General features: G+C 35.3%; 16 protein-coding genes. 14 read left to right on the forward strand and 2 right to left on the reverse strand.

Annotation, left to right across the window (positions count from 1 at the left end):
* Positions 1-53: 53 nt before the first annotated feature.
* Complete coding sequence (locus tag OL225_RS09310) at positions 54-1,178, reverse strand: ferredoxin--NADP reductase (RefSeq protein WP_264518051.1); 1,125 nt, start codon at positions 1,176-1,178, stop codon at positions 54-56.
* A 33-nt stretch (positions 1,179-1,211) separates the two neighbouring features.
* Here OL225_RS09310 and OL225_RS09315 point away from each other — a divergent pair, with 33 nt between their 5' ends.
* The 14 genes from OL225_RS09315 (at position 1,212) to OL225_RS09380 (ending at position 14,785) form a co-directional block, all read left to right on the forward strand.
* Positions 1,212-1,772, forward strand: coding sequence for a TlpA family protein disulfide reductase (locus OL225_RS09315; RefSeq protein ID WP_047375144.1), 561 nt, complete (start codon positions 1,212-1,214; stop codon positions 1,770-1,772).
* A 25-nt stretch (positions 1,773-1,797) separates the two neighbouring features.
* The gene (locus OL225_RS09320) at positions 1,798-2,769 is read left to right on the forward strand and encodes a FecCD family ABC transporter permease (RefSeq protein WP_264518052.1); all 972 of its coding nucleotides are present in this window, start codon (positions 1,798-1,800) and stop codon (positions 2,767-2,769) included.
* A gap of 309 nt (positions 2,770-3,078) precedes the next feature.
* Positions 3,079-3,456: a GxxExxY protein gene (locus OL225_RS09325; RefSeq protein WP_047375147.1), complete on the forward strand. Its 378-nt coding sequence runs from the start codon at positions 3,079-3,081 to the stop codon at positions 3,454-3,456.
* A gap of 98 nt (positions 3,457-3,554) precedes the next feature.
* Positions 3,555-4,478 (forward strand): ABC transporter ATP-binding protein, encoded by a 924-nt coding sequence (locus tag OL225_RS09330; protein ID WP_047375148.1) that lies wholly within the window; start codon positions 3,555-3,557, stop codon positions 4,476-4,478.
* A 165-nt stretch (positions 4,479-4,643) separates the two neighbouring features.
* Entirely contained in the window at positions 4,644-5,096 is a 453-nt protein-coding gene (locus tag OL225_RS09335; RefSeq protein WP_034694513.1) for a MarR family winged helix-turn-helix transcriptional regulator, read from the forward strand.
* A 54-nt stretch (positions 5,097-5,150) separates the two neighbouring features.
* Positions 5,151-7,544 carry a 3-hydroxyacyl-CoA dehydrogenase/enoyl-CoA hydratase family protein gene (locus OL225_RS09340; protein ID WP_264518053.1) on the forward strand — a complete coding sequence of 798 codons (2,394 nt, stop codon included), beginning with the start codon at positions 5,151-5,153 and terminating at the stop codon, positions 7,542-7,544.
* Positions 7,545-7,582: 38 nt separating this feature from the next.
* Positions 7,583-7,945, forward strand: coding sequence for a four helix bundle protein (locus OL225_RS09345; protein WP_264518054.1), 363 nt, complete (start codon positions 7,583-7,585; stop codon positions 7,943-7,945).
* 40 nt (positions 7,946-7,985) lie between these two features.
* Positions 7,986-9,164 carry an acetyl-CoA C-acyltransferase gene (locus tag OL225_RS09350; protein WP_264518055.1) on the forward strand — a complete coding sequence of 393 codons (1,179 nt, stop codon included), beginning with the start codon at positions 7,986-7,988 and terminating at the stop codon, positions 9,162-9,164.
* A 36-nt stretch (positions 9,165-9,200) separates the two neighbouring features.
* A complete protein-coding gene (locus OL225_RS09355; protein WP_264518056.1) occupies positions 9,201-9,557 on the forward strand; it encodes a four helix bundle protein in 357 nt (118 codons plus the stop codon).
* A gap of 50 nt (positions 9,558-9,607) precedes the next feature.
* Complete coding sequence (locus OL225_RS09360; protein WP_264518057.1) at positions 9,608-11,386, forward strand: acyl-CoA dehydrogenase family protein; 1,779 nt, start codon at positions 9,608-9,610, stop codon at positions 11,384-11,386.
* A gap of 148 nt (positions 11,387-11,534) precedes the next feature.
* The gene (locus tag OL225_RS09365) at positions 11,535-11,846 is read left to right on the forward strand and encodes a hypothetical protein (protein ID WP_264518058.1); all 312 of its coding nucleotides are present in this window, start codon (positions 11,535-11,537) and stop codon (positions 11,844-11,846) included.
* Between the two features lie 17 nt (positions 11,847-11,863).
* Positions 11,864-12,199, forward strand: coding sequence for a YegP family protein (locus OL225_RS09370; protein WP_047375159.1), 336 nt, complete (start codon positions 11,864-11,866; stop codon positions 12,197-12,199).
* A gap of 80 nt (positions 12,200-12,279) precedes the next feature.
* Positions 12,280-12,726: a phosphohydrolase gene (locus OL225_RS09375; RefSeq protein WP_047375800.1), complete on the forward strand. Its 447-nt coding sequence runs from the start codon at positions 12,280-12,282 to the stop codon at positions 12,724-12,726.
* A gap of 10 nt (positions 12,727-12,736) precedes the next feature.
* The gene (locus OL225_RS09380; protein WP_264518059.1) at positions 12,737-14,785 is read left to right on the forward strand and encodes a M48 family metallopeptidase; all 2,049 of its coding nucleotides are present in this window, start codon (positions 12,737-12,739) and stop codon (positions 14,783-14,785) included.
* Here OL225_RS09380 and OL225_RS09385 read toward each other — a convergent pair.
* Entirely contained in the window at positions 14,782-15,498 is a 717-nt protein-coding gene (locus tag OL225_RS09385; RefSeq protein WP_047375163.1) for a DUF2490 domain-containing protein, read from the reverse strand. The genes OL225_RS09380 and OL225_RS09385 overlap by 4 nt on opposite strands.
* Positions 15,499-15,522: the final 24 nt, after the last annotated feature.

A 15,522-nucleotide genomic window follows, 5' to 3' on the forward strand; every position in this document is an offset into this window, starting at 1 on the left:
AATTCCCAATTCCAATGATATAAAACCCAGGTTAAATATGTTCCTAATGACTCTCAACTAAGATCAAAGTTAAGCTTTATTTTTTTACTTTTCACAATAGACATGCAAGCCAATATATGCCCCTGCTCTTCTTCTCGTTCAGTAAGATACTCATTCTCCAGCAGTTCCACTTCCCCTTCTTCTAAAGAACATTCACAGCTTCCACAGATTCCGGATTTGCATGAATAAGGAACCGGAAACTTCTGAATCAGAAGCTGCTGCAGAATTTTATCCTTATTATCAGGAAGATAAGTAGTGTATTTTTTTCCGAGCATGGTAAATTCAACCTCTATATCTTCAATCAAAGGGAATTCTTTTTCTACAGGATAAATATCATCATTAAATTCCTCAAAAAGTTCAAAATGGATGTTCTTTTTCGGAATTCCATGGTGATAGCAGGCATTGGCCAAAGTCTTTATCATTTCACCTTTTCCGCAGATCAGCACTTCGTCTACAGCATCCCAGATTGTAGATTCTTCATCGGTATCATCCAAATGGAGAATCTGATTAATGATAAGATTCAATTTCTTGGCATCCAATCTTCCATAAAAAAACTGATCTCCAGTTTTCTCCTGCGAGAAGAAGTAAAAAATCTGAAGCCTGTCACCACACGTTCTTGCAAGATTATCCAATTGATCACGGTACACCAGATCTTCTGAACTTTTATTTCCAAAAAATAGAAACAACCGGGTTCTGGGTTCTGTGTGAAGAATATTCTTGAAGTGGCTCAAAATGGGCGTGATTCCTATACCAGCTGCGAAAGCAACAATAGTCCTGAATTCACTGGGCTTGGAAACCAATGTAAATCTTCCTCCGGGTTCACTCACCCACAGATCATCACCTACATTATAGTTTTGAAATAACTGGGAAGCAGCACCTTCAGGAGAATTCATCTTTATTCCCAGACTTACTTTCCCCTCATAAGGTGCCGAAGTCATTGAATAATCATTAATAACCTCTTTACCATGGGCTTGAAATTTTATACTGACGAACTGCCCTGCTTCAAACCTGAAATTTTCTTTTAAATTCTCAGGAATATCAAACTCCAGAGAAAAAGTATTTTTGGTCAGCTCTTCCTTTTTCGCTATTTTTAACGGATGAAACTGTATCAGTTTTCCTTTATAGATTTGTTGTTCCATAACTTCAATTCAAAAATAGATAAAAAATAATTTATGAAGAAGATAATTTTATCCACGTTACTCCTTACTGCATTATACAGCTGTAAAAAAGAAGGCCAGAAAACTGAAAACACAGCAGCTGCAGATTCTCTTTCTGTAACTCAACCTACAGGTGCTGAGGAAAGTACGTATATTCCCAAAGAACTTTCTCCTGAAAATGTAAGTCAGTATTTAGCAAAAAATAATGATACTTTATATGTTACCAACTTTTTTGCAACCTGGTGCGGTCCATGCATGAGAGAGATTCCAAGTTTTAAAAGTAAAATGGAGGAACTGAAGGGCAAGCCCGTAAAATTCACTTTCATCAATCTTGACGACAAAGCTGATTGGGCTGGTGCTGTAAAGAATTTTGCAACTGAAAATAAGCTTGGGAAAAGTGTTATCTTACTTGATGGACAAAAACTGGATCAAAATTTCTTCTCTTCCAATTTCAAACAATGGGACGGAGGTTCTATTCCTTTTACTTTCATGAGAAAAGGTGATAAAACCGATGAATACCTGGGAATGATGACGGAAGATGTATTAAATTCAAAAATCGATTCTTTCTTACAATAAAAACAGACTGAACTCTTTCCGAATCATGTCAAAAAGATTTAAAATCCTGTGTTTGCTATTCCTGATTGCCATTATTATGAGCGCTGTCATCAATCTGAACACAGGATTTTTAAGCTTAAATTTTCAGGATTTCTTCCAAAATTCTGATCATAATCAAATCGCTGAAATCCGCATCAACCGTGTTTTGGTAATGATGCTGGCCGGAATTTCAATTCCTACTTCAGGTTTTCTGATGCAGGAATATTTTCAAAACCCACTGGCAGGACCTGATATATTGGGAATCACTTCGGTTGCCAGTTTGTCTGTTGCCTTTTATATTTTCTTTTCTCATGACATTTTACTGCCTGAGTTTCTGCAGAACAGCTTCTTAAGCTTATCAGCTATTGGAGGAAGTCTGCTCCTGATGCTGATATTATTATCAATGTCTAACAGATTTCAGGACAAATCTTATCTTATTATTTTCGGGTTTCTTGTCTCTGCATTTGCTGGTGCTATTGTCTCACTGTTACAATTTTATGCAGAAAACCAGAGTCTGAAAAACTATATTTTATGGTCTTTCGGGGCGAATAATATGGTAACGAGAAACCAGATTTATGTGTTGTTTATTTTAGTTTCAATTGGTATGCTTATCTGTTTCAGAGCGATAAAACCACTCATTGGAAATTCTCTGGGCAATTCCTATGCACAAAGTTTAGGTGTAAATTTGAAACAGTTGAAACTTTTAATAATCGTGGCGTCCTCTCTCCTATCCGCTTCTGTTACTGCATTTTTAGGACCTATCCTTTTTATCGGAATCATTGTTCCCCACTTTTGCAGACTGGTCTATAATCCATCCAAATTATGGCAGCAATGGATTCTCAACATGTTTCTGGGAATGCTGATCATGCTTGTATTCTCAGTTATTGCGGAAAAAACACAGATCCCTTTGAATGTGATAAGCTCTGTATTTGGTATTCCTGTAATTCTGATGATGCTTTTGAAACAGAATAAAGTTTAATTTTTGTTGGATAACGCAAAGGTGCAAAAAATTTTTAAATCTTTATATTTTTAAGACGCAAAGATTTTATCTCCGATAAAATTGAAAACTGCATATTTTGAATCATCAAATTATATTCACACGCTTGCTGAAAATCTTTGATTTTTTTTGCGCCTTAAAATATGCAAATTGTATAAAAATCTTTGCGCCTTTGCGTTTACCCAACCGCTCACTTCAATAAATTAATGTTTATATTATTGAAATATTTAAAGCTGAACATCTACAATTACCTAATAATTGATATATTTAAAGACTTACAAAACACCACAAATGACAGAAAATGAACTCTCAAAAATCGTTTTTGAAACTGGATTAAAAATTCATAGAAAACTTGGAGCAGGATTATTTGAACATGTGTACGAAGAATGTATGTTTTATGAATTAACAAAATCAGGATTTTTAGTAGAAAAACAAAAGTTACTTCCAATCATTTATGAAGATTTGAGAATAGAAAATGCCTTCAGACTTGATATGATTATTGAAAACAAAGTAATTCTGGAAATAAAAGCTATTGATTATATATCACCCACTCATAAAGCACAACTACTCACCTATCTAAAAATGGCAAACTGTAAACTAGGCATGCTGCTCAATTTTCAATCTGATGTTTTTAAAAACGGAGTAACAAGAATTGTGAACAACTTATAAAATAAACAGGCTAAAAATTTGACAAAGTCAAATTCCTTGCACCTTAAAACATTATTTTTGTAAAACAATTTGCGCCTTCGCGTATAATCAATAAAAGCATGCACCTACAGATCAAACAAGCTAATATCGGCCACAACACAACATTAATCTCCAATGCCAATGCAGATTTGAAGCTTGGCGATGTATGCCTGCTGATTGGCAATAATGGTGTAGGGAAAACAACACTTATCAAATCTATTCTGCATCAGCTGCCTTTACTGAATGGGGAAATTTCTATTAATGGAAAAAATGTAAAAAGTCTTTCTGTAAAAGAAATTGCGGAGAATATTGCTATTGTTTTTTCAAAGTCCGTCATTCCGCAGCATTATACGGTTGAAGATCTTATTTCTCTGGGAAAATACATCTACTACCCTTTTTATTTTGAGTTAAAAAAAGAAGACCGTGAAGAAGTTGCCCACATCATTGAAGAACTGGATTTAAGCCAATATAGATATACCCTTCTGAAAAACCTGTCGGACGGAAACCTTCAGAAGGCATTTATCGGACGTGCAATAACCCAAAATTCTCCAATCATCATTCTGGATGAACCAACTACCCATCTGGATGAGAAAAATAAAATAATTATTCTTAAAACTTTAAGAAAACTGGCTAAAGAACAAAATAAACTTATCCTGTTTTCTTCTCATGACTGGCGGCTGGCCAAAGAGTTTGCAGACAAAATATGGTATGTAAAGAAAAACCATTTGTATTCTGGGATTGTTGAGGATATTTTACTTCAGCATGATGAACTCACCAATGCATCATTATTTCAAATTAATGAGACTTTTATTCCGCCTTTTATCTCTGCACCGCAGTTTCATAAGGAAATGCTGTATTCTCTGCTTCAAAAAAACTTCCAAAAAGACCTGTCTGGCCTAAATTTCGAGTTTCAGAACGACTTTTGGGTAATTACTAAAGATTCCTTAATATACCAATGTGAATCTTTTGAAGAAATCATCAATTTAGTTACAAACATTCATTAATACTGGGTTTTCCTTAATTAATCCATATACTATGCATGCATAGTATTATGCTAATCATACAATTTAATCTATTTATTATCAGGTTATTAACAAAATTTAACGTTAATAAATACTATGCATGCATAATATTTACTAAATTTGGGTAAAACCATTGGCGCAAAAATGATGGATAATAATAAAGAAAAAATAGAAAACGTAGATTTAATTTTAAAACAGACCTGGTTGGCTGTTTCTAAAATGTACACAGAACTAGCTCAGGAACATGATTCCACAGCGGTACAAGCGCTTACTCTTCTTAAAATTGATCCCAAAGAAGGAACCCGAAGTACCAATCTTGGTCCAAAGATGGCTATTGAACCCACTTCCTTAACGAGAATCATCAAACTTCTGGAAGATAACGGATATATCTATAAAGAAAAGACAACCACTGATAAAAGAGAGGTTATTATTAAGCTTACAGATAAAGGTTTAAACTCCAGAAACATGTCAAAAGAAGTTGTTGTCAACTTCAACAAGAAGGTGATGGAAAAAATAGCTCCGGAAAAGCTGGATGCCTTCAAAGACGTGATGACCGAAATCATGAAAATAGCAAACGAATTATTAAACAACAGAAAATAAATTATGATGAAACCTTTGGGTATCATGTAATATTATAAAAATAAAAATTTACATATGAAAAGAAGAATCAAACATGTAACGGTTCTTGGTTCGGGAATTATGGGAAGCGGTATCGCTGCTCACTTCGCCAACATCGGTGTTGAAGTATCACTCTTGGATATTGTTCCTTTTGAACTTACTGAAGCTGAACAGAAAAAAGGTTTGACCAAAGATGATAAGGTAGTAAGAAACAGAATTGCTTCCGAAAACTTTGAAAAACTTAAAAAAGCAAGTCCTGCACTTCTTTATTCACCAAAGTTTGCAGACAGAATTAAAATCGGAAACTTCGATGATGATCTTCCGAAAATAAAAAACACAGACTGGATTATTGAAGTAGTAGTAGAAAGACTTGATATCAAGAAGTCTGTCTATGAAAAGATTGAACAGTTCAGAAAACCGGGAACATTGATTTCTTCTAATACATCCGGTATTCCTATTCATTTCCTTACAGAAGGCAGAAGCGAGGATTTCAAAAAATACTTTGCAGGAACTCACTTCTTCAACCCGGTAAGATACCTTCCTCTTTTAGAGATTATCCCTACCAACGATACCGCTCCTGAAATTATAGATTTCTATATGAACTACGGGGCGAAATTCTTAGGTAAAACAACCGTTTTAGCAAAAGATACTCCAGCTTTCATCGCCAACAGAATTGGTGTATTCTCAATGATGGATCTTCTTCATAATGTACAGAAATTAGGACTTACCGTTTCTGATGTTGATAAATTAACAGGTCCTGTAATCGGACGTCCAAAGTCTGCTACTTTCAGAACAGCTGATGTTGTAGGCCTTGATACTTTGGTAATGGTAGCCAATGGAGTTCGCCAGAGTGGTGCTGAAGCCAATGATTTCAATGATGTATTTGCCCTTCCACCTTATATCCAGAAAATGATGGATAATAAATGGCTAGGTTCAAAAACAGAACAAGGTTTCTACAAAAAAGTGAAAAACGCAGAAGGAAAATCTGAAATTCATGGATTAAATCTTGACACTTTAGAGTATGAACTTCAAGGAAAATCATCATTCCCTACTTTAGAATTAACAAAAGCTATAGACAAACCAATTGACAGATTCAAAGTGCTGATTGGAGGTAAGGATAAAGCAGGTGAATTGTACAGAAAGTCTTTAGGAGCACTATTCGCTTATGTTTCTCATAAGGTTCCTGAAATCTCTGACGAAGTTTATAAAATAGACGATGCCATGAGAGCTGGTTTCGGATGGGAAAACGGACCATTTGAAATCTGGGATGCTGTAGGCGTTGCAAAAGGTATTGAACTGGCAAAAGATGCAGGATACGAAGTTTCAGACTGGGTGAAAAACGTAGAAACCTTCTATAAAGTAAATGATGAAGGACAAACTATTTACGTTGATAAAAATTCAGGAGACTACAACAAAATTCCTGGTCAGGATGCTTTCATCATCTTAGACAATATCAGAAAAAACAAAACGCTTTGGAGCAATTCCGGTGCTGCTATTGAAGATTTAGGAGACGGAATCATTAACTTCGAGATCCGTTCAAAAATGAACTCTCTTGGAGGCGAAGTTCTTGATGGATTAAACAGAGCAATTGATTTAGCAGAAAAAGAATATGACGGTTTAGTTGTAGGAAACCAGGGAGCTAACTTCTCAGTAGGGGCTAACCTTGCTATGATCCTTATGATGGCTATCGAGCAGGATTGGGATGATTTGAATATGGCAATCGCTTACTTCCAGAAATCAATGATGAGAGTACGCTACTCCTCTATTCCTGTAGTAGTTGCTCCTCACGGAATGACTCTAGGTGGAGGATGTGAAATGACAATGCATGCAGACCGAGTGGTTGCAGCAGCAGAAACGTACATAGGACTAGTAGAAACGGGAGTTGGTGTAATTCCTGGTGGTGGTGGTACTAAAGAATTAACCTTAAGAACTTCAAGAGAATTCCACAACGATGATGTGAAAAATAACAGACTTCGTGATGCGTTCATGAATATCGCAATGGGTAAAGTAGCTACTTCTGCTTATGAAGCTTATGACATGGGAATCCTTGAAAAAGGTAAAGACATCGTTTCCGTAAGCAAAAACAGACAGATTGCTGAAGCTAAAAAAGTGGCAAAACTATTAGCAGAACAGGGCTATACCCAGCCAATCGAACAGAAAGTAAAAGTTCTTGGTAAAGATGCCTTAGGAATGTTCTACGTAGGAACAGACCAAATGTTAACTGGAAACTTTATCTCTGCACATGATAAGAAAATTGCAGATAAACTGGCCAACGTGATGGTAGGCGGAAATCTATCTGAGCCAACAGTCGTTACAGAACAGTATCTATTGAATCTTGAAAGAGAAACCTTCCTTCAGCTTTGTGGAGAAAGAAAAACTTTGGAAAGAATCCAGTACATGTTACAGAACGGAAAACCATTAAGAAATTAGATCTTTTGTAAAATGTAAAAAGTATTAATGTATTAACGATGCACAATTTTAGAGACTTAGAAGTTTGGACGAAATCAATGAAACTCTGTAAAGTATTTTACTTAGCCTCAGGTAATTTTCCAAAAGATGAAATGTTCGGATTGACTTCACAGTCAAGAAGAAGCTTATATTCAATTCCTTCTAACATTGCTGAAGGTGCAGGCCGGGATACAGATGCTCAATTTTCACATTTTCTGAATATTGCGTTAGGCTCTTCATTTGAATTTGAAACTCAAATCTTAATTGCTAATGATTTGGGATTCTTAAAAAATGATGATTTTAATATTAGTTATTCTGAAATCAAACACATACAAAATATGTTGGCAAAATTGAAACAAAAATTTAATACTCAAGCATTTTAAATCATAAATACATTTTACGTAAATACATTAATACAAACAAATGAAAACAGCATATATAGTAAAGGGTTTCAGAACTGCCGTTGGAAAAGCTCCAAAAGGAAGTTTAAGATTTACAAGACCTGATGTCATGGCGGCTACCGTTATTGAAAAATTAATGGCTGAGCTACCACAATTAGATAAAAACAGAATTGATGACCTTATCGTAGGAAATGCAATGCCGGAAGCTGAACAAGGGCTGAACGTTGCACGTTTGATCTCTTTAATGGGATTAAATACGGATAAAGTTCCGGGGGTAACCGTCAACAGATATTGTGCTTCAGGAAGCGAGGCCATTGCTATTGCTTCTGCAAAAATTCAGGCTGGAATGGCAGATTGTATCATCGCTGGTGGTACAGAATCAATGTCATACATTCCAATGGGAGGTTACAAACCGGTTCCTGAAACGGATATTGCAAAAACAAACCCGGATTACTACTGGGGAATGGGTTACACTGCGGAAGAAGTAGCAAAACAATATAATATTACGAGAGAAGAGCAGGATCAGTTTGCTTTTGAATCTCATATGAAAGCTTTAAAAGCCAATCAGGAAGGAAAATTTGCCAACCAGATTGTTCCGATTCCTGTAGAATATAACTTCCTGGATGAAAATCAGAAACTGCAGACAAAAAAGTTTGATTTTTCAATAGATGAAGGCCCAAGAGCAGACACTTCTTTAGCTGGCCTAGCAAAATTAAGACCTGTATTTGCCAACGGAGGAAGCGTAACAGCCGGAAACTCTTCCCAAATGAGTGACGGAGCAGCTTTTGTAATGGTAATGAGTGAAGAAATGGTCAAAGAATTAGCACTGGAGCCTGAAGCTAGATTAGTAGCTTATGCTGCTGCAGGACTTGAACCTAGAATCATGGGAATGGGACCTATTTATGCTATTCCTAAGGCATTAAAACAAGCAGGATTAGAACTAAAAGATATCGACCTGATCGAGCTTAATGAAGCTTTTGCCTCCCAATCTGTTGCCATCAAAAAAGAATTAGGTTTAAATCCTGATATCTTAAACGTAAACGGAGGAGCCATTGCACTTGGACACCCGCTGGGATGTACAGGAACAAAGCTAACGGTTCAACTTCTTGATGAAATGAGAAGAAGAGGCAACAAATACGGAATGGTTTCCATGTGTGTGGGAACAGGGCAAGGAGCGGCTTCTATTTTTGAACTACTTTAATTAATTATAGATTTTAAATTATAAATTTTAGATGTAATGGGTTTCAAAGAAGACAATTTGATCCAAATAAAAACTTTTGATTTTGCCTTAAGAATAATTAAATTTTATACTGTGTGTAAATCTCAAAACGAGTTTATTTTATCAAAACAAATTCTTCGTTCTGGAACTTCTATTGGAGCAAATGTAGAAGAAGCTATAGCTGCTCAATCTAAAAAAGATTTTATATCAAAGCTTTCTATTGCAAATAAAGAAGCGAGAGAAACAAGATATTGGCTGAAACTTTATGATTCTTCAAATCTTGTTCAAATTGAGATTAATTCATATTTAAAAGACATTGAAATGATCATTAATATTTTGACTAAAATCATTAAAACATCATCTGAAAATTTATAACAATAAAATCTAATTTAAAATTTATAATCTAAAATTTAAAATAATAACAAATGAGCAATATACTTAAAGGCGGGGAATTCCTAATCAAACAAATTCCTGCAAACGAAATTTTCAGTATTGAAGAACTGAACGAAGAGCAAAAGATGCTTCGTGATTCAGCAAAAGAATTCATAGACAGAGAGGTAGTTCCTCAAAGAGAGCGTTTTGAAAAGAAAGATTATGCATTTACTGAAGAGACAATGCGTAAATTGGGTGATATGGGATTGTTGGGAATTGCTGTTCCTGAAGAATACGGAGGTCTTGGAATGGGATTTGTAACCACAATGCTTGCCTGCGATTATATTTCCGGAACTACGGGTTCATTAGCAACGGCTTATGGAGCACATACAGGAATCGGAACTCTTCCTATCGTTCTTTACGGAACTGAAGAGCAAAAGAAAAAATACCTTCCGGATTTAGCAACAGGAGCTAAGTTTGGAGCTTACTGTCTGACAGAGCCGGATGCCGGTTCTGATGCCAACTCAGGAAAAACAAGAGCAAAACTTTCCGAAGACGGAAAACATTACATCATTAATGGTCAGAAAATGTGGATTTCTAATGCAGGATTTGCAGATACATTTACATTATTCGCTAAAATTGATGATGATAAAAATATCACAGGTTTCGTCATCAACAGATCTGAACTTGAAAACCCTGAAAGTCTAACTTTCGGAGAAGAAGAGCACAAATTAGGTATCCGTGCTTCTTCTACCCGTCAGGTTTTCTTCAATGATATGAAAATCCCTGTGGAAAATCTTTTAGGAGAAAGAAACAATGGTTTCAAAATCGCTTTAAATGCATTGAACGTAGGCCGTATCAAATTGGCTGCAGCTTGTCTTGATGCACAAAGAAGAATCTTAAACCACTCTATCCAGTACTCTAATGAAAGAAAACAGTTTGGTGTTTCTATTTCTACTTTCGGAGCAATCAGAAAGAAACTTGCTGAAATGGCAACGGGAGTTTTCGTAAGTGAGGCAGGTTCTTACAGAGCGGCTAAAAATGTTCAGGATAAAATAGATGAATTAGTAGCAAGTGGATTAAGCCACCAGGAAGCAGAATTGAAAGGTGTAGAAGAATTCGCTGTAGAATGTTCAATCCTTAAAGTATTCGTTTCTGACCTTGCTCAGCATACAGCAGATGAAGGAATTCAGGTATACGGTGGTATGGGGTTCTCTGAAGATACTCCTATGGAAGCTGCATGGAGAGATTCAAGAATTTCAAGAATCTATGAAGGTACCAATGAAATCAACAGATTATTAGCTGTAGGAATGCTTATCAAGCGAGCAATGAAAGGTGAATTAGATCTTTTATCTCCTGCAATGGCAATCAGCAAAGAATTGATGGGTATCCCTTCATTTGAAGTTCCTGATTATTCAGAATTCATGAGTGAGGAAAAAGCAATTATTGCCAATCTTAAGAAAGTATTCCTGATGGTTTCCGGAGCTGCACTTCAGAAATTCATGATGGATATTGAGAAACAACAGCACTTATTATTGAATGCTTCTGAAATCCTAAACCAGATTTATATGGCAGAATCTGCAGTATTAAGAGCTGAGAAACACTTCTCACCTGAATCTGTAGAAGCAGCTATGGCACAATTGAACCTTTACAAAGCAGTTGAGAAAATCATCACAGCCGCTAAAGAAGGAATCATTTCTTTCGCTGAAGGAGATGAACAGAGAATGATGCTTTCCGGATTAAGAAGATTCACGAAGTATACCAACCATCCGAATGTAGTAGCTTTAACTGAAAAAGTGGCGGCTCACTATATCGAGAAAGGAGCTTATTAGTCTTTAATAACATAAATTTGATTTAGCGTCTCAATTTTTGAGGCGCTTTTATTTTTACCTGTGCTTATTGTTATTACCATTGAATTTACTGAGATTCAGTGGTTTTATTCAAAAAAAAATATTATTTTTATTTAAAATTAAATAACACATGAAAATTATATTATTTCCCTTACTCCTTATATCGGCCGCTTTGACGGCACAAAAAAGAGATAAATTAATATCTTTTCATAAAGCAGATACCTTAAAAATTCAGAATAAAGATTTGCTAAAAAATTTTGAACTGACTTCAACTCATCATCAGAAAGGGCTTTATAAAATATTGATCAAAAAACCTAGTGACACTATGGTCTATCTGGCTTTGCAAGACCCCGAAAAGGACTATTCGCAATACAAAATTTTAAACGCCATTACCCCAAACAAAATCCAGATGAATCCTAAAAAACTAATACCATCTAAATAATCACAAAAACTATTATCATGGGAAAATTTATTATCTCTAAAAGAACAAACGGAGACTTTCAGTTTAACCTCAAAGCAGGAAACGGACAGGTTATTTTAACCAGCCAGGGCTACAGCACAAAACCATCATGCGAAAACGGAATAGGATCTGTAAAGACCTATTCACAGGAAGATTCAAAATTTGAAAGAAATACTGCCAAAGACGGCAGATGTTATTTCAATCTAAAGGCAGGAAACGGACAGATCATAGGAACCAGCCAGATGTATGAATCTGACAACGGCATGGAAAACGGAATAGAATCTGTAAAAAACAATGCTCCACACGCTCACGTAGAGGATGAAACAAATCTTTGAATTGAATTGAAATAATCTTGATAAAAATGTCTTATTTTTTTAAGGCATTTTTTATTTTTGTACTCTATTTTTCATTAGAAATGACAAAAGAAGAATTACTGAATAGAGCAATCAAAATTGCCGACAAAGCCCATAAAGGACAAACCGATAAATATCATGCCCCTTACATAGCCCACGTAATGCGTGTAATGAATTATGGTAAAACACTGGACGAAAAAATCGTTGGAGTACTGCATGACGTAGTAGAAGACCATCCGGAGGAATTCAGTCTGGATTATTTAAGGTCTGAAGGGTTTCCTGAATATATCATTTTTGCTATCAGCTGTCTTACAAAATTTGATCCGGAAGAAGATTATGATGATTTCATTAAAAGAACAGAAAGATCTTTGCTCTCTGTTGCTGTAAAACTGAATGATCTTCGTGACAATATGGACCTTAGAAGAGTAAACAGAGAACTTACGCCTAAGGATATTAAAAGATTCAACAAATATCTGAAAGCCTATCGTTATCTGATAGAGAAATATTAATAAAAAACACATGACTAATAACCTTCCTAAAATTTCATCAGCTTATCAATCCAAGCTGGTCTCTGCTATTGTATCTATTTCGGGTTTTTTCCTGATTTATCTGATACTTATACTCGCATCTCTCCTGATGATATTCTTATTAGGATATGGGGCAATAAAGCTGTTAAGTGTTTCTCTCAACTACTTCACAGTTTTTGGTGCAGCAGGATTATTAAGTGTTGGAGTTTTTGTGTTTATATTTCTTGTTAAATTCATTTTTAAAAAGACGCATTACAGCACCCGCCACCTGATAGAAGTCAACAGATCCCACCAGCCTGCGCTGTTTGCCATTATTGATGAAATTGTAGCTGAAACCAAAGTAAAAGCTCCACAAAAAGTTTTTCTTTCACCCGACGTGAATGCCAGTGTAAGCTATAACTCTGTTTTCTGGAGTATGTTTTTACCGGTAAAGAAAAATCTGACGATTGGGGTTGGGCTTATCAATTCAACCAGTGTAGGAGAATTAAGAACTATTTTAGCCCATGAATTTGGACATTTCTCTCAAAAAAGCATGAAGGTGGGTGGCTATGTGAATCAGGCTGAAAAAATAATTTTTGAAACGGTTTACAATAATAAAGAGTATGAAAATTTTATATTGGAATTTTCGGGAGGCAATGCCGTTTTTAAAATTTTTGGTCTGATATCAGTCAGTTTCATCAATGCATTTCAATCTGTTCTTAAAAGTATTTCAAATTTTCTTTTCAAAAATCATGCATCTCTCCAGAGAGAAATGGAATACCATGCTGATGCAATTTCAACCTTTATTACCAATCCTCAAGAGCAGGCTTCATCTTTACTAAGGCTTGAATTGAGTGATGCAGCTTTTAATTATTCTTTTAATTTTTATGTTGAAAGCCAGCAAAAATATCTTCCAAAGGATCTTTATAAGAACCAGATTTCTTTAATGAAAATTTTATGTGAAAGAAATAATCATCCTTATGTAAACGGACTTCCTAAAATAGATGCCGAAGATCTTACCCGATATAATAAATCCAGAATAGAAATTGAAGATCAATGGACTTCACATCCCGATATCCTGAAAAGAATTGAAAGGATTAAAACAAATAAAACCAGAAATACCGCTGCAGACCACAGATATGCAAAAGAAATCATCAGTGGTTTTGATAATATCTGCGAAATAATGACCGCCAAATTTCTTACTTTACGCAGTGTAAAAAATGTAGGAGAAGTAATAGATGATGAAAGCTTTATAAAACTCTATCTGGATAATAATACCTATCAAACTTTCAGCTCAGATTTTAACGGATATTACGAAAGACATAATCCTATTGTAGAAAATATTGAGTCTTTAATTTCAAGTTCTCCACCTCATCAAGATTCCGATCTTTTCAGTGATAAAAAAGTATCTTTAGTCTACGAGAAATCCGGAATAGAGAGTGATATACAGACTCTGCAATACCTGGTGTCTTATCCTAAAGAAATAAAAACCTTTAGATTTGATGGCAGTCTATACAAAGCAAAAGATGCAGGAAATCTTATTCCTGATCTGGAAAATGAACTGAAAAAGGTACAAGAAGAGCTTCTGGAAAATGACAAAGCTATCTTTCAGCATTATTACCATATTTCTAATGAGGATCTGAAAAAAGACCTGCTCGCCAAGTATAAAAACCTGGCAGTCATAGATAAGGAATTTGATGATTTCCAGAAAAGCCTTAATGAGTTCACCGTATATCTGCAGTTCATGGCAGTCACTTTACCCTTTGACGAAATCCGTAAACATAGAGCTAAACTATTAAAAGCAGAAGAACCCTTTAAACAAAAAACCAGGGAACTTCTTGAAAATTCAGCTTATAAGGAAGCCTTAACCGATGAAGATAAAACCCTTTTACAGGAATTTGTAGATTCTGAATATATTTACTTCAACAAAGACCAATATCTTGAGCATGAAGTAAGTGCTGTATCTTTGCTGATTGAAAAATATAGGGCATTACTCAATGATCACTATCTTAATTCTAAACTGGATTTATTAAACTTTCAGTCAAGTTTAAATAAGAATTAATCCGCACCAGGGAAATCGTAGGTCTTTGTGTGATGATCCGTTCCATCGATGTTGATGTTTAACGCAAGATAGACGAAATGTAAATTTTTGTTTCCTTTCGCTTCAAATTCACGCTGCCAAAGATATCCGCTCACGATTCCGAAGTAATCATCAATCTGATAGCCAAAACCACCATAAACTCTGTTTCTGGCAAAACTAGGTTTCATCGGGCTTACAAAGAAGATTTCGTCATATGCATTAGCGAAGACAGTTCCTTTCTTAATGGTTTTGGAATTTAAAGGAACACTTACATTCAGACGGTATCTGTAACGCATTCTCTGGGAAGTCAGATCTGTTTTTGGCTCATAGAACCAGCTTTTTTCAACACGAAAACGGTTTTCAAACTTTACGATGCCTTTTTTAATATCAATGACATCCTGAAGCCATACTCTGAACTCCTCTCTGCTTAAGCTGTGCTCTTTATAGTTCACATATCTTCCCAATCCTACGAAAGGCTTGTGGTTTTTGGTAAGATTATACCCTATTCCCCCTTTTATCTCATAATAATCAGGATAGGTATAATCTTCGTTGCCACGCATCTGCCCTTCTGCATAAAGGAAAAATTTCGGATGAAACTTATAGGTCAGAGTCACTGCATTGAAGCTGGAAATATGTTCCTGAGCTTTAAAAAAAGAAATTCCAAGTAGTAAACCTAGGCCTATAAGACGTTTCATAAAAAATTTTTGCAAATGTATATT

The organism is Chryseobacterium viscerum, from assembly GCF_025949665.1.
In the GTDB taxonomy this organism is placed as follows: domain Bacteria; phylum Bacteroidota; class Bacteroidia; order Flavobacteriales; family Weeksellaceae; genus Chryseobacterium; species Chryseobacterium viscerum_A.